11 protein-coding genes are annotated in these 14,788 nt (G+C 73.1%); 5 read left to right on the top strand and 6 right to left on the bottom strand.

Going from position 1 to position 14,788, the window contains the following annotated elements:
• Window positions 1–18: 18 nt before the first annotated feature.
• The gene (locus tag SGFS_RS16890; RefSeq protein ID WP_286251172.1) at window positions 19–741 is read right to left on the bottom strand and encodes an alpha/beta fold hydrolase; all 723 of its coding nucleotides are present in this window, start codon (window positions 739–741) and stop codon (window positions 19–21) included.
• Between the two features lie 26 nt (window positions 742–767).
• Complete coding sequence (locus tag SGFS_RS16885) at window positions 768–1,730, bottom strand: alpha/beta hydrolase (protein WP_286251171.1); 963 nt, start codon at window positions 1,728–1,730, stop codon at window positions 768–770.
• Between the two features lie 245 nt (window positions 1,731–1,975).
• Here SGFS_RS16885 and SGFS_RS16880 point away from each other — a divergent pair, with 245 nt between their 5' ends.
• The 4 genes from SGFS_RS16880 to SGFS_RS16865 all read left to right on the top strand — a co-directional run bounded on the left by SGFS_RS16880 (window position 1,976) and on the right by SGFS_RS16865 (window position 5,851).
• Entirely contained in the window at window positions 1,976–3,841 is a 1,866-nt protein-coding gene (locus tag SGFS_RS16880; RefSeq protein ID WP_286251170.1) for an amidohydrolase, read from the top strand.
• A 42-nt stretch (window positions 3,842–3,883) separates the two neighbouring features.
• A complete protein-coding gene (locus SGFS_RS16875; protein ID WP_286251168.1) occupies window positions 3,884–4,552 on the top strand; it encodes a hydrolase in 669 nt (222 codons plus the stop codon).
• Window positions 4,553–4,614: 62 nt separating this feature from the next.
• Window positions 4,615–5,139, top strand: coding sequence for a DoxX family protein (locus SGFS_RS16870; protein ID WP_286251166.1), 525 nt, complete (start codon window positions 4,615–4,617; stop codon window positions 5,137–5,139).
• The gene (locus SGFS_RS16865) at window positions 5,120–5,851 is read left to right on the top strand and encodes a YoaK family protein (protein WP_286251164.1); all 732 of its coding nucleotides are present in this window, start codon (window positions 5,120–5,122) and stop codon (window positions 5,849–5,851) included. Before SGFS_RS16870 ends, SGFS_RS16865 begins: the two co-directional genes overlap by 20 nt.
• Before the next feature lie 91 nt (window positions 5,852–5,942).
• Here SGFS_RS16865 and SGFS_RS16860 read toward each other — a convergent pair whose 3' ends face one another.
• From SGFS_RS16860 to SGFS_RS16845, 4 genes are all read right to left on the bottom strand, one after another.
• Window positions 5,943–6,800 (bottom strand): helix-turn-helix domain-containing protein, encoded by an 858-nt coding sequence (locus SGFS_RS16860; protein ID WP_286259958.1) that lies wholly within the window; start codon window positions 6,798–6,800, stop codon window positions 5,943–5,945.
• Window positions 6,801–6,931: 131 nt separating this feature from the next.
• Window positions 6,932–8,899 carry an AfsR/SARP family transcriptional regulator gene (locus SGFS_RS16855; protein WP_286251162.1) on the bottom strand — a complete coding sequence of 656 codons (1,968 nt, stop codon included), beginning with the start codon at window positions 8,897–8,899 and terminating at the stop codon, window positions 6,932–6,934.
• The gene (locus tag SGFS_RS16850) at window positions 8,896–11,730 is read right to left on the bottom strand and encodes an AfsR/SARP family transcriptional regulator (protein ID WP_286251160.1); all 2,835 of its coding nucleotides are present in this window, start codon (window positions 11,728–11,730) and stop codon (window positions 8,896–8,898) included. The genes SGFS_RS16855 and SGFS_RS16850 overlap by 4 nt, the downstream gene beginning before the upstream one ends.
• 73 nt (window positions 11,731–11,803) lie before the next feature.
• Window positions 11,804–12,862: an enoyl-CoA hydratase/isomerase family protein gene (locus tag SGFS_RS16845; RefSeq protein WP_286251159.1), complete on the bottom strand. Its 1,059-nt coding sequence runs from the start codon at window positions 12,860–12,862 to the stop codon at window positions 11,804–11,806.
• Window positions 12,863–13,300: 438 nt separating this feature from the next.
• On the opposite strand from SGFS_RS16845, the gene SGFS_RS16840 reads away from it, so the two are divergent.
• Window positions 13,301–14,767 (top strand): ricin-type beta-trefoil lectin domain protein, encoded by a 1,467-nt coding sequence (locus SGFS_RS16840; protein ID WP_286251157.1) that lies wholly within the window; start codon window positions 13,301–13,303, stop codon window positions 14,765–14,767.
• Window positions 14,768–14,788: the final 21 nt, after the last annotated feature.

Genomic DNA, 14,788 nt, shown 5'->3' with positions numbered 1-14,788 from the left:
ACCAGCTTCTGTGACCGGTCAGTCCTCGGTCGTCGCCCGCACCGCGTCGTGGATCAGGTCCGCGACCGCCTTGGGCTGGGACACGGCGACGGCGTGCGAGGCGCCCGCCAGCTCCACGACCTTGGCCCCGGCCCGCTCGGCGCCGAAACGCTGGACATCGGGGTTGATCGCCTCGTCGGCGCCGGCCACCAGGGCCCAGGACGGCTTGGTCCGCCACGCGGCGGCCGCGGCCTGCTCGGTGAACGCAGCGGCGGCGAGCGGACGTTGGGCCACCGCCAGCACCTTGGTGACCGGGGCCGGGACGTCGGCGGCGAAGATCTCCGGGAACGCGGCGGCCTCGATGGTGACCTCGACCGCGGGCTCCCCGCCCTCGACCGGGTACGTCCACTGCTTCAGATTGGCCCCCAGCGGCGCCAGCGGGAACCGGCCCTGCAACTCGCCGAGGCTCTCGCCCTGTTCGGGGACGTACGCGGCGACATAGACCAGTCCGACGACGTTCTCGGTCGTACCGGCCACCGTGATCAGCGCACCCCCGTAGGAGTGGCCGACCAGGACGACCGGGCCGTCGATCTGCGCCGCGACGGAGGCGATGTACGCGGCGTCCGAGGCGAGGCCGCGCAGCGGGTTGGGCGGCGCGAGCACGGGGATGCCCTGGTTCTGCAGCTCGGCGATGACGCCGGACCAGCTGCCGGCGTCCGCGAAGGCCCCGTGCACGAGCAGGGCGGTGGGGGTGGTGGACATGGATGGTTCTCCTTGTTGTCGGATGCTCAGCTGCCGTGCAGCGCGGTACGCAGGGTGCCGACGGCCAGCGTGATCGCGGCCTCGGCGGCACGCGTCTCGCGCAGGGCGTTGAGCATCACGAAGTCGTGGATGATGCCCTGGAAGCGCACGGCGGTCACCGCGACCCCGGCCGCGCGCAGCTTGTTGGCGTACGCCTCGCCCTCGTCGCGCAGCACGTCGGCCTCGCCGGTGATGACCAGGGCCGGCGGCAGCCCTTCGAGCTGCTCGGTGGTGGCCCGCAGCGGGGACGCGGTGATCTGGGCACGCTCGGCCTCGTCGGTCGTGTACTGGTCCCAGAACCACTGCATCCCGTCGCGGCGCAGGAAGTATCCGGTGGCGAACCGGTGGTAGGAGCCGGTGTCGAAGTTCGCGTCCGTGACCGGGTAGAACAGCACCTGCTGGACCAGCGGCACATCGCCGCGCTGCTTGGCCATCAGGGTCAGGGCGGCGGTCATGTTGCCGCCGACGGAGTCACCGGCCACGGCGATACGGGTGGCGTCCAGGCCCTTGGCCGCGCCCCGCTCGACGATCCACCGCGCGACCGCGTAGTTCTGCTCGATGGCGACCGGGTAGCGGGCCTCGGGGGAGAGGTCGTACTCCGGGAAGACCACGGCCGCGCCGGCGCCGACCGCCAGCTCGCGCACCAGCCGGTCATGGGTGTGGGCGTTGCCGAACACCCAGCCCGCGCCATGGATGTAGAGGATCACCGGCAGGGTGCCCTCGCTGCCCGCGGGCTTCACCACACGTGCCCGCACACTGCCCGTGGGGCCGCCCGGGACGGTGATCCACTCCTCGTCGACGCTCGGCTTGTCGATCTCGCCGGACTGCACCTCGTCGACCGCCTTGCGGCCCTCGGCGGGCGGCAGCTCGAAGAGGTACGGCGGGTTGGCGGTGGCCTCGGCGAACGCGGCGGCCGCCGGTTCGAGAACCGGCTCGACGGGGTCGGACATACGGTGCTCCTGATCTGTCACGCGTGCTCTGCGGGTCGGTCGACGAGAAAAGTAGGACCGGAAAAGCGCGGTCAGTGGCCTGTCAGCGCACGGGGCTTGAACCCACAGCGCACGGAACACCCGTGCGACCGACGGGAGTGCGCTCTCAGTCGCATGCGGTGCGCTGAGGGGAAACCCGGGCCCGCCGATCGGAAATAGCGTGACGGCTCCCGTGAAAGCCGCTCGCCTCAGGAGGTCGACCAGACTTGTCCACCATTCCGGTCGACGACCCGGCGGACCTCGTCGTCCGCAACGCGAAGATCCACACCGGTGACCCGGGCCGCCCGGCGGCCGAGGCGATCGCCGTGCGCGACGGGGTCGTCACGGCCCTCGGCGACGACAGGGACATGGCGCCGCTGACCGGCCCGGCCACGGAGGTCGTCGACGCCCTCGGCCGCCGTGTGGTCCCCGGCCTCAACGACTCCCATCTGCACGTCATCAGGGGCGGCCTCAACTACGTCCTGGAACTGCGCTGGGACGGCGTCCCCACCCTCCGCCGGGCCCTCGCCATGCTGCGCGAGCAGGCCGGCCGTACACCCAAGGGCCAGTGGGTACGGGTCGTGGGCGGCTGGTCCGCCGAGCAGTTCGCGGAGCGGCGGCTGCCGACCGTCGCCGAGCTGAACGCCGCCGCGCCGGACACGCCGGTGTTCGTGCTGCACCTGTACCAGTCGGCGGTCCTCAACCGGGCGGCGCTCAAGGCCGCCGGATTCACCCGGGCCACCCCCGACCCCAAGGGCGGCCGGATCGTCCGGGGCCGGGACGGCGAACCGACGGGCATGCTCCTCGCGGCCCCCAGCGCCCTCATCCTCTATTCGACACTGGCCAAGGCCCCCGTCCTTCAGGGCGCGGACAAGAAGACCTCCACCCGGCATTTCCTGCGCGAACTCAACAGGTTCGGGCTGACCTCGGCGATCGACGCGGCCGGCGGATTCCAGAACTTCCCCGACAACTACAGCACGGTCGTCGAACTCGCCGCCGCCGGACAACTGTCCCTCCGTATCGCCTACCACCTCTTCCCGCAGACAGCGGGGCAGGAGATCGACGACCTCGCCCGCTGGATCGACATGGCCCGCCCCGAGGACGGCGACGCCTGGCTGCGCCTCAACGGCGCGGGCGAGAACCTCACCTGGGCGGCGGCCGACTTCGAGAACTTCGCCCAGCCCCGCCCCGACCTCGCCGCCGGCTACGAGGCCGAATTCGAGAAGGCCGTACGGCTGTTGATGGAGAACGGCTGGGGGTTCCGCCTCCACGCCACCTACGACGAGACCATCCGCCGAGATCTCGCCGTGTTCGAGAAGCTCGCCGCCGAAGGGCTCTTCCCGGCGGGCAACCGCTGGCTCTTCGACCACGCCGAGACCGTCTCCACCGAGAGCCTCGACCGGATCGCCGCGCTCGGCGGAGCCATGTCCGTGCAGAACAGGCTCTCCTTCCAGGGCGAGGCGTTCGTACGCCGCTACGGCCCCGGCAAGGCCGCCGACGCCCCGCCGATCCGCGCCATGCTGGACCGCGGCCTGACCGTCGCCGCCGGCACCGACGCCACCCGGGTCTCCACCTACAACCCGTGGATCGCCCTGCACTGGCTGGTCACCGGCCGCGGTGTCGGAGACCTCACGCTCCGCCCGCCGTACAACCGCGTCGACCGGCGCACGGCACTCACGATGTTCACCGAGGCGGGCGCCGCACTCACCGGTGAGCAGGACGTCAAGGGCGTACTGCGCCCCGGCTACCTCGGCGACCTCGCGATCCTCTCCGAGGACTACTTCACGGTGCCCGAGCCGGAGATCGCCCGCATCGAGTCCCTGCTGACGGTCGTCGGCGGCCGCATCGTGTACGCGGCGGGCGAGTACGAGGGCCTCGACGAGGAACTACCGCCGGTCAGCCCCGCCTGGAGCCCGGTCGCGCACTTCGGCGGCTATCAGGCGACGGCCTCCCCGGGCCTCGCGGGCGCCCGCCAGGCCGAACTGCTCGGCGAGGCCGTCGCCGAGTCGGAGCAGCAGCGGCAGTGGCGGGTCGCCCGAGGCCTCGCCGCCGACGGCGTGGACACGCCGTTCGACCCCTGCTTCTCCCTCTGAACCACTGTCCCCGACCGTCCACCCCCTACGAAAGGCACCTCCATGCCCGACTTCGACATCGACAACGTCACCGCGTCCCCCAGCCCCGACCTCCTCACCCCCGACAACTGCGCGGTGCTGTTCGTCGACCACCAGCCGCAGATGTTCTTCGGCACCGGCAGCGGCGACCGCACCGCGATCATCAACGCGACCGTGGGTCTCGCGAAGGCCGCCCGGTCCTTCGACGTGCCGGTCGTGCTGAGCACGGTGGCCGCCGAGTCGTTCTCCGGCCCGATCCTGCCGCAGCTCGCGGATGTCTTCCCCGAGCAGAAGATCGTCGACCGGACCACGATGAACGCGTGGGAGGACATCGACTTCGTCGAGGCGGTCAAGGCCACCGGCCGCAGGAAACTCGTCCTCGCCGGGCTGTGGACCGAGGTGTGCGTCGTCCTGCCCACGCTGTCCGCGCTCGCCCAGGGCTACGAGGTCTACGTCGTCACCGACGCCTCCGGCGGCGTGAGCCCGCAGGCCCACGAGCACGCCGTACAGCGCATGATCCAGGCCGGTGCGGTACCGGTGACCTGGGTGCAGGTGCTGCTGGAGCTCCAGCGCGACTGGGCCCGCACCGACACCTACGCCGCCACGACGGGCGTGGTGAAGGAGCACGGCGGCGCCTACGGCCTCGGCATCGTCTACGCGCAGGCCGTCATCGGCGCCCACGCGGCGGGCTGACCCCGCAGGCCTCGCACAACTGACGGAAGAAACAGGAACAGGCGGGAACGGGCAGGATCGCGATGGACACCGGACTGTTGGTCCTCCGGCTGGCGGTGGGACTCCTCATCGCCGGGCACGGAGTGCAGAAGGTGAGCTTCCGGCTGGGGGGCGAGGGGCTCGCGGGCGGCACCGAGGAGTTCCGCCACGACGGGTTCCGAGGCGGCCGCCTCACCGCGCTCGCGGCGGGCGGCAGTCAGCTCGGCGCCGGTCTGTTCCTGGCCGCCGGGCTGCTCACCCCCGCGGCGGCGACGGCCGCCATGGGGGTGATGACGGTCGCCGGCACCGTCAAGCGGCTCAACGGGCTCTGGGTCCAGCACGACGGCTACGAGTACCCGCTGGTCCTCGTGGCCGTCTGCGGCGCCCTGGCCCTCACCGGGCCCGGCCGCTGGTCCGCCGACCACGCCCTCGGCCTGACGCCCTGGCCGCTGTGGGCGTCGGTCGCGGCGGTGGTGCTCGGCCCGGCCGCCGGACTGCTCACCCGGGCGGCGCTGCACCGCCCGACGGCCGTGGAAGGGGCTGCCCGTCATGCGCAGGCTGTTGACTGACGCCGCCCGCACGCTCGTTCCGCCGACCGGCGACCGGCACGGGCCGCTGCCGCCGCTCATGCTGGTGCTGACGGTGGTGACCGGGGTCGTCGACGCCGTGAGCTATCTGGCGCTCGGGCACGTCTTCGTCGCCAACATGACCGGCAACGTGGTCTTCCTGGGCTTCGCCCTGGCGGGCGCGGAGGGCCTGTCCGCCACCGCCTCCCTCACCGCGATGGCCGCGTTCCTCACCGGCGCGGTGGCGGGCGGACGCTTCGGCACCCGGTTCGCGGCGAACCGAGGGCGGCTGCTGGCCCTCGCCGCCGCGCTTCAGGCGGTCCTCGTCGCCGTGGCCCTCGGTACGGCCGCGGCGGCACACGACGAGGTGAGCACGCCGGTGAAGTACGCGCTGATCGTGCTCCTCGGCCTCGCGATGGGCCTGCAGAACGCGGTCGCCCGCCGCCTCGGAGTCCCCGACCTCACCACGACCGTGCTCACCCAGACACTCACGGGCCTGGCCGCGGACTCGACCACGGCGGGCGGCGCGGCCCCGAGACCGGGCCGCCGCCTGCTGTCCGTCCTCGCCATGTTCCTCGGCGCCCTCACCGGCGCCCTGCTCCTGCTGCACACGAGCCTCGCCCTCACCCTGGGCCTCGCGCTGCTGTTGCTCGTCGCGACATCGGTCGCCGCGTTCCGCCTCTCGGCGTCCGGCGGGGACTGGACCAAACCCTAGAAGGGCCACCACGCCGCCGCGCGGCCCGCCCTCCGGGCGACGACGGCAATGGTGAGACAGGCCCTGGCCCCGCAGAGGCCGTCGGCGCGCCCTACCTGCCGCGTGTCCGCGTCCCCCGGCCCGCCGAGTCCCGCCACTCGCTCGGCGACATGCCGTACGCGGCCCGGAACACCCGGCTGAAGTGGGTGGCGCTCAGGAAGCCCCAGCGGCCCGCGACCGCGGCGATGGTCCGGTGGCCCCGGACGCCCTGTGTCAGATCGCGGCGGCACTCCTCCAGCCGACGGCGCTGGATCCACCGGCCGACCGTCGTGCCCTCGTCCTGGAACAGCCTGTGCAGGTACCGCACCGAGATGTGCTGGGACGCGGCGATCGTCTCCGGGGACAGGTCCGCGTCCGCCAGATGGAGGTCGATGAAGCGCAGGATCCCCGACAGCAGGGGCGCGCGGCTGTCCGGCACGCCCGCCGTCTCCCGGCCCAACTGCTCGGTGGCGAGGGTGGCCAGCAGGTTCACCGCGTTCCAGGCGAGCATCTCGCCCGTCTGCGGCTCGGCCGAGGAGAGCGTGTCGGCGAGTTCGGACAGGAACGGCGACAGCAGCGCGCCCAGCCGTGCGGACCGGCCGACGACCGGCGCGGCCAGGACCCGGGCCACCTCGCCCGCCTCCAGGCCCAGCGCCTCGCGCGGCACCAGGAACACCTTCAGCCGGACGGGCTCGGGCGAGTCCAGCAGCGGCGGCCGGTCCGCGTCGTAGAAGCAGATGTCCCCGGGGCCGACGCGCACGTCCCGGCCGTCCCGGGGGCCGGTGCCGCCTCCCCGCACGCCCACGAACAGGTACGCGCCGCCGCCCCGCGTGAGCACCCGGTGGGCGCCGGGCCGGGGTGGCTCGCCGGGTAAGGGGACGGGCACCTCGTGCGACGCGGCCGACACGAGGACGACCGGTCCCACGGACATCCGCACGGTACTGACGGTGCTTGTGCCGGTCATCATCTGTCGTCGCCTCCGAAGTCACCTCGCCGAGCCCTGCTCAAGGACCCTAGAAAGCGGGATGTGCAAAAAAAGTGACTGCCGGGTGACAGAAGTGATCAAGAGGGGGGTTGTGTGGGGCCGGTGTGGTGGTCGCCCTGCTCCAGGTGCCGGAGATGCTCCCGCACCCGTTCCCGGGCCGCCCGCCGCTCGGCCGGGGAGTCGTGGGCGTCGCCCAACTCCGCGGCGTACACGCGCAGCAGGTCGTGCGGGGCGTAGCGGCCGGGGGCGTGCTCGGTGACGAGGTGGGCGTCGGCGAGTCCGTCGAGGATCAGCCGGGCCCGGCGGACCGGCAGACCGGCGAGGGCGCCGGCGGCCTCCGGTGTGAGGTCCGGGCCCAGGTGCAGGGGCAGCAGCCGGAACAGCCTGGCGCTCTCGGGCGGCAGACAGCGGTAGGAGCAGTCGAAGGCCGTACGGGCGTCGGCCGTGCCCTCGGGCCCCGCGAAGGCGTCGAGGCTGCCTCGGGACTCACGCAGCTCGGCGGCGACGGCCGCCAGCGGGAAGCCCGGGCGGCCGACGGCCCGGGCGGCCACGACGGCCAGCGCCAAGGGCAGCCGCCCGCAGCGCGCGACGATCTCCTCAGCTGCCTCCGGCTCCGCGGCCAGCCGCTCCGGGCCGGTACGCAGGGCCAGTACGGCCCGGGCGTCGGCGGCGGACGGCAGCCCGAGGCGCAGCGGCCGGGCGCCCGAGGCGATCAGCCCGGGCAGGCTGTGCCGACTGGTGACCAGGGTGAGACAACCGGGCGAGGCGGGCAGCAGCGGCCGTATCTGCTCGGTGTCGAGGGCGTCGTCGAGGAGGACGAGCAGCCGCCGGCCGGACAGCACGCTCCGGTACAACCCGGCCAGCGCGTCGAGCCCGCTCGGCAGCTCCCGGGAAGCCACGCCGAGCGCGCCCAGCATCCCGCGCAACGCCTCCGCGGGTTCCAGCGGCGCCCCGGCCGGGGTGAACCCCCGTAGCTCGACGTGGAGTTGACCGTCCGGGAAGCGGTCGGCGACCGTGTGGGCCCCGTGGACGGCGAGCGTGGTCTTCCCGATGCCCGGCATGCCGCTGATCAGTACGGTCGCGGGCGCCCCGGTGGAGTCGACGGCGGTCCCGGTGATGTGCGACAGGCTGTCGAGCTCGGCCCGCCGACCCGCGAACTCCTTCAAGTCGGGCGGCAGTTGAGCGGGCCGCACGACGAACGCCGACGCGCCGGGCCGGACGGTCACGGCACCCGGCGGGGCGAACTCCTGGCGGAGGACCCGCGTGTGCGCGGCGGCCAGTTCGGCGCCGGGCGCCACCCCCAACTCCACGTCCAGCAGCCGCCGTACGCTCTCGAACGCGGCCAGTGCCTCGGCCTGGCGCCCGGTCGCGGCGAGGGCCATGACGAGCCGGGCGTGCGGGGACTCGTTCAGCGGATCCAGGTCGACGGCCCGGCGCAGCCCGGGCAGGACCTGCTCTCCGCCGCCGCACAGCAGGGCCGCGTCGGCGGCCATCACCGTCGTACGCACCAACTCGCGCTCCACGGCGCCGAATTCGTCATGCCCCCGTACGGCGGCGGGGATGCCCGTGGCCACCGGGCCGCGCCAGTGGCCCAGCGCCTCGGTGAAGTGCCGCAACGCCACCTCGGGCCGCCCGGTCGCCGCGGCCCGCTTGCCCTGTCTGGCCAGCTCACGGAAGCGCAGCAGGTCGACCTCGTCGGGGTCGGCCTCCAGCAGATAGCCCCCGGCCCGGCGCGGCAACCGGCGCCCGGGCGCGCGGGGCGGCAGATCGGGTTCGAGGAGCCGGCGCAGGGCCCCGGCGTACCGCCGTACGACGTTCGGCGCGCTCGCGGGCGGCCGTCGCGACCACAGCACGTCGACGATCTCGGCCGCCGGCACCGGCCTGCCCGCCCGCACCAGCAACAACGCCAGCAGCGCGCGCTGCTGCGGGAACCCCAGGTCGAGTTCCCGCCCCCCGTCGCACACCCGCAGCGGGCCCAGCACCTCGAACCGCATCGACGAGCGAGCCCCCGCGTGCGGGGTGCCGGGCGGGCCGGACGGTGTCATGCGAGACCCCGCTCGCCGACGCGGCCCCGCAGCCGTTCCCGGACCCCCTCCGCGTCGGCGTGACCGAGCGAGGTGAACAGGGCCAGGGCCTCCCGCCAGTCGGTGCGCGCGGCGTCGTGCGCACCCATGACGTGATGCGTGTCCCCGAGGTGGACGAGGGTGCAGGCCTCCAGATACGGCACACCCAACTCCCGGTAGAGCGTCAGCGCGTTGCGGTAGCCGAGCAGGGCGTGCGGGTGGCGGCCGAGGTGGTGGTGGGCGTAGGCGATGCTGTCCCAGGTGGACGCCTGGCCGTAGCGGTCGCCGAGGTCCTGGAGCAGGGTCAGGGCCTCGAAGCAGTGGCGCAGGGCCTCGTCGTACCGCCCGAGCAGGGCGTGGTACCAGCCGACCGAGTTGAGGACGCTGGCCTGCGCGGCCCGGTCACCCGCGGCCCGGAACAGCTCCAGGGCCCGCTGGTTGTGCCGCAGCGCGCCGGGCAGGTCGCCGTCCTGGTCGCACTCCCAGCCGAGGCTGCGGTGGGTCTGCGCCTGTCCGGTGCCGTCGCCCAGCTCGGTGTAGAGGTCGAGGGCCCGGCACAGATGGGGCCGGGACAGCTCGTGCAGCCCCGACCGGCCCTCGGCGCGCCCCAGTCCGCGCAGCCCGCGCGCCTCCAGTGCGGGGTCGGCGAGCCGGGTCGCCGCGGCCAGCGCGGTCCGCTGGGCGGCGAGCCCGTCGTGCCAGTGGCCCCGCCGGTCGAAGAACGGCTCCAGCGCCCAGGCCAGCAGACACACGAGCCGGTCGCGGCCGGAGTGCGCGGCGGCGTCGAGCACGGCGAGCAGCACCGGGTACTCGGCGGTCAGCCACGCGAGCGCCTGCCCGTCGTCGGACAACGGCTCGGCGGCGACACCCGCCGGGGGCGCCCCCGGCGGCACCGAGTCCGCGTGCGGTGCGAGGAGCCGGTCGGCGGCGTGGGCGGTGTGCAGGTAGTACGCGTACAGCCGGTCGACCGCCGCCTCACGCTCGCTCTCGCGGTGCCGGTCGTCGACGAGTTCGGCGGCGTGCGCGCGCAGCAGGTCGTGGAAGGCGTACCGGCCCGGCGTGGGCTCGCCCACCAGATGGACGTCGGCCAGCTCGGTCAGCAGCCGCCGCGCCCGCCGTACCGGAAGGGCCGTGAGGGCGGCCGCCGCCGGTGCGGAGAAGTCGGGGCCCGGGTGCAGTCCGAGCAGCCGGAAGAGCCGGGCGGCCTCGGCCGAGACGGCTCCCAGCGACCAGGAGAAGACCGCGCCGACGTTCGCGGAGATGTCGGTCCGGCTGAACGCGTCGAGGCTGCCGTGCGCCGCCCGCAGCTCGGCCGCGATGGCCGACAGCGGGAAGCCGGGGTGCGCGGCGGCCCGGGCCGCGACACAGGCCAGCGCCAGCGGCAGCCCGGCGCACAGCCCGGCGATCGTGTCCACCGCCGCCGCCTCGCCCACGAGCCGCTCCTCGCCCAGCCGCGCGGCGAGGAACGCCCGCGCCTGCCCGGTGTCGAGCGGACGCAGGGCCAGTGTGTGCGCCCCGTGCGCCGCCACCAGGCCCGACAGCCGACTCCGGCTGGTGACGATGGTCAGACAGCCCGGGGCGCCCGGCAGCAGCGGCCGTACCTGCTCGGTGTCGCGCGCGTTGTCCAGCAGCACCAGGAACCGCCGCCCGGCCAGCAGACTCCGGTACAGCTCGGCCTGCGCGTCCACGCCGTGCGGCACGCGCTCGGGCGGTACGCCGAGCGAGTCCAGGAAGAGCCGTACGGCCTCGCCCGCGTCCATCACCGCGCCGGACGGGTCGAAGCCCCGGAGGTTGACGTAGAGCTGCCCGTCGGGGAAGCGGTGGGCGACCCGATGGGCCCAGTGCACGGCCAGCGTGGTCTTGCCGATGCCGGCCATACCGCCGATGGCACTGATGACGACGGTGCCGGCGGTCCGCCCGCCGCCGTGCCCGTCACTGTGCCCGCTGTCGCCCGTGAACAACGCGAGCACCTCGTCCAGTTCGGTGCGACGACCGGTGAACGTCGGTAGATCGTGCGGGAGTTGGGCCGGTATCGGTACCGGTACCGGCAGCGGCCGTGGTCCCCCCAGCGCGACCCGATAGGCCTCGCGCAGCTCCGGCCCCGGGTCGATGCCCAGTTCCTCGGAGAGCCGGGCGCACGCGGCCCGATAGGTGCCCAACGCCTCCTCCCGCCGACCGTCGGCCGTGAGGACCAGGACCAGCCGGGCCAGCAGCGGCTCGTCCAGAGGGTTGCCGGCGGCGGCCTCCCGCAGCTCGGCCAGCACCGCGTCCGGCATCCCGGCCCGCAGCGCCGCGTCCGACGCCTCCCGTACGACCGCGAGCCGCTCCCGGTCGACCGCCCCGAACCCGGCCCGCTCCCGCACCTCCACGGCGACCCCGGAGGCGACGGGCCCCCGCCACAGTCCCAGCGCCTCGGTGCACAACTCCACGGCCCGCACCGGCACTTCGGCGGCGAGGGCGGCCTCCCGCAGCCGCCGGAAGCGCAGCAGATCCAGTGAGCCGTCGTCGACGACGAGCCGGTACCCGCCGGCGTCCCGCGACAGCCAACGCCCGGCGTCACGCGCGGGCAGCTCCGGCTCCAACAGCCGGCGCAGCGACCCGACATGACGACGGACCACATTGACGGCGCTGCTCGGCGGCCGCCGCCCCCACAGCACCCGCACGATCTCGTCCACGGTGACCGGCTGCCCCGCCCGCACCAGCAACAGCGCCAACAGGGCGGTCTCCTGGGGGCTGCCGAGTGCCGCCTCCGCCCCCGCCCGCCGTACCCGGACCGGCCCCAGCACGGCGAACTCCACCGGCTCCAGCGGCACTTCCCACTCCTCGACTCTCCCCACCCCGCCCCATGACCTTACATACGTACACGGCCCGGGGCGTTACTCACCGTTATGGGCGGGTGAGGCCGAGCTCCGCGTCCCCCAGCGGGGCGAAGAACGCCTCGACGGCGGCCGGCGGCACGGCCTCCAGCGTCGACGGCGACCAGCGGGGTGTGCGGTCCTTGTCGACGACCTGGGCCCGGATGCCCTCGGGCAGATCCGGTACGCCGAGGAACGCGCACGAGACGCGGTACTCCTGGTCGAGGACCTCCTCCAGACCTGGGAGGGCGCGGGCGCGGCGCAGAGCCAGCAGGGTCGTCTTGAGTGCGGTGGGGGAGTGGTTCATGATCGACTCTGCCGCCTTCCCGGCCGCCGGATGCCCCACGGCCCACAGCCGCCCCACGATCTCCTCGACCGTGTCCGCGTCGTAGCAGGCGTCGATCCAGGGCCGCTGACCGCCGAGTTCGCCCTCGGGCGCAGGCTCGGCGAAGGCCCGTATCGCCTCCTCGGCCGGCACCGAGGCGAGGGCGTCGAGGAACCCGCCCAGCCGCGCCGTCGGCACGAAGTGGTCGGCGAGACCGCACAGCAGCGCGTCTCCCGGGCCGATCCGGTTCGCGGTGAGCGCGAGATGCGTACCCAGTTCCCCCGGGGCCCGGGACAGCAGATAGGTGCCGCCCACGTCCGGGACGAACCCGATGCCCACCTCCGGCATGGCGATCGCCGACCGTTCGGTGACGATCCGCAGGCCGCCGTGCGCGGACACCCCGACACCGCCGCCCATCACGATGCCGTCCATGACCGCCACGTACGGCTTGGGGAAGCGGGCTGTCCGGGCGTTCAGCCGGTACTCGTCCCGCCAGAAGGCCCGGGAGGCGCCGCCCCCGGTCAGGGCGTCCTCGCGGATGGCCCGGATGTCACCGCCGGCGCACAGCCCCCGCTCTCCGGCACCGGTGATCACCACCGTCCTCACCTCGGCGTCCCGCTCCCAGTCGAGGAGCGCGGCGTCGATCCGGCGCACCATGGAGTGGTCGAGCGCGTTGATCGCCCTGGGCCGGTTCAGGGTGATCCGGCCCACCCTGCCGTCCCGGTGCAGCAGTACGCTGCCGTCGTCGTCGGCAATGACAGCCATCGGAGTCCGTTTCTGTCGGAGGTCGGTGCCCGGCGTGGAGCGTCCGGAGCGTGTGGACGATCCTGCTACGAGCATGATCCGACGGGGTACGGGCGGGCCGGGGGCCGGGGTGGCAGATGTCCCGGGTCCGTCACGCGGCTGCCCGGGTGCGGGAGGCGAGCTCGCGGCCCGTCTCCTCGAAGTCGGTGGCGACGTCGAGGTCCTGGCTGGGGCGGTTCCCGGCGGATGTGATCGCGCTCGGTCAGGGTCAGCCCTGTTTCGGAACTGTCACGGGTCTTGTCACCAGTGCGTGCGTCGTGCCAGTGTCCGGCCATGGTTACGTAACCATGGCCGGTTTACATGGGTCCGACTGTCTGATCCGGATCCTGGTTCATCACTGCCTCGACTCAGGTGACGAACCCGCACTCCGCCCTCCGCGATCCCGTCACTGGAGACGACATGACCAAGACCCTGACGAGGTCGAAAAGATTGACCGGTGTGATCATGGCCGGCTTCGGCGCGGCACTCATGCTCCTGACCGCCCCCGCTCCCGCCCTCGCCCAGTCAGCCGCCTCGGCGGCCGTGAAGCCCGCGTCGAAGGGCGGTACCAGTGACTTCCGTGGGGTGAACTGGGCAGACCCGCGGGACAACTACGCCGGTGACGCCGTGGTGCCCAGCGGGCTGTCGGTGACCGACGACTACCGCACCGTGTACCGCACCACGGGTCACATGGTGCGCGGCTTCAAGAAGAACCTGGGCGCCAACACGCTGCGACTGCCGATCAACCCGGCGACCGTCGGCACCGCCTGGTGGAAGTCGTACCGGGCGACGATAGACGCGGCCACGGCCTACGGCGACAAGGTCATCGTCAGCTACTGGGAGGCCAACACCAGCAAGGACGGCCTGGTCGACGACACGGCCGCCTGGAACACCATGTGGAACACCGTGGTGCGGGAGTACAAGAACAACCCGCGGGTCTACTTCGAGCCCATGAACGAGCCGCACGGCTACACCCTGGACCAGTGGGTGTCCGTCACCAGTGGCTGGCTGGCCCGGCACAAGGACGTCCCGCGCGGCCGTGTCGTGATCAGCGGTACCGGCTACAACGACAACGTCACCGGTGTCGGCGCGGCACGCGCACTGAAGGGAACGCTGCTGTCGCTGCACTTCTACGGGTTCTGGGCCAGCCACACCCAGCAGACGGAATGGGTCGCCGACCTCGAAGCCCGGATCGGGAAGTACGCCGACCGGACCATCATCGACGAGGCCGGCTCCCCGATGACCACAGGTCTGAACTACGGCGCGTGGGACGGCAACATCTACACGTCGTATCTCGCGGCCGTCACCAACACCGCCCGTAGCAAGGGGATGGGGCTGGTGTACTGGCCGGGGCTGAGGTTCGGCGACGCCTACTCGATCGAGTCGCTGGACGCCGAGGGCAACCTGGTGGACAACAACGCCAGCGGAGTCGCGCAGCTGCGCTGGGGCTACGGCTTCGGCAAGACCCCGCCCGTCAACGACCTGCCGCCCGCGCCTCCCGGTGAGGTCCTGCGCGGAGTGGGCTCCGACCGCTGCGTGGACGTGCCCGGCTTCAGTACGACCAACGGCACCCAACTCGACCTCTGGGACTGCAACGACGGCGGCAACCAGTCCTGGAACTGGGACGCGGACAAACAACTCACCGTCTACGGCAACAAGTGCATGACGGTGGGAGGCACCGGAGCCACGGCTGGAGATCCCGTGGTCATCTCCGACTGCAGCGGCGCGGCGGCACAACAGTGGAACCTGAACGCGGACCTCACGGTGACCAGCGTCGCCAACCCGGAGCTCTGCCTGGACGCAGCTGGAGGCGGCACCGGCAACGGCACGGCGGTCGACGTCTGGTACTGCAACGGAAGCAGCAACCAGCAGTGGGCCAGGAGCTGATGCAGGCACCTGTTCCCCTCG

The organism is Streptomyces graminofaciens (genome assembly GCF_030294945.1).
Lineage (GTDB): Bacteria > Actinomycetota > Actinomycetes > Streptomycetales > Streptomycetaceae > Streptomyces > Streptomyces graminofaciens.
Note: the sequence above shows the minus strand (reverse complement) of the source record. Positions and strands in the feature narration are given on the sequence as shown.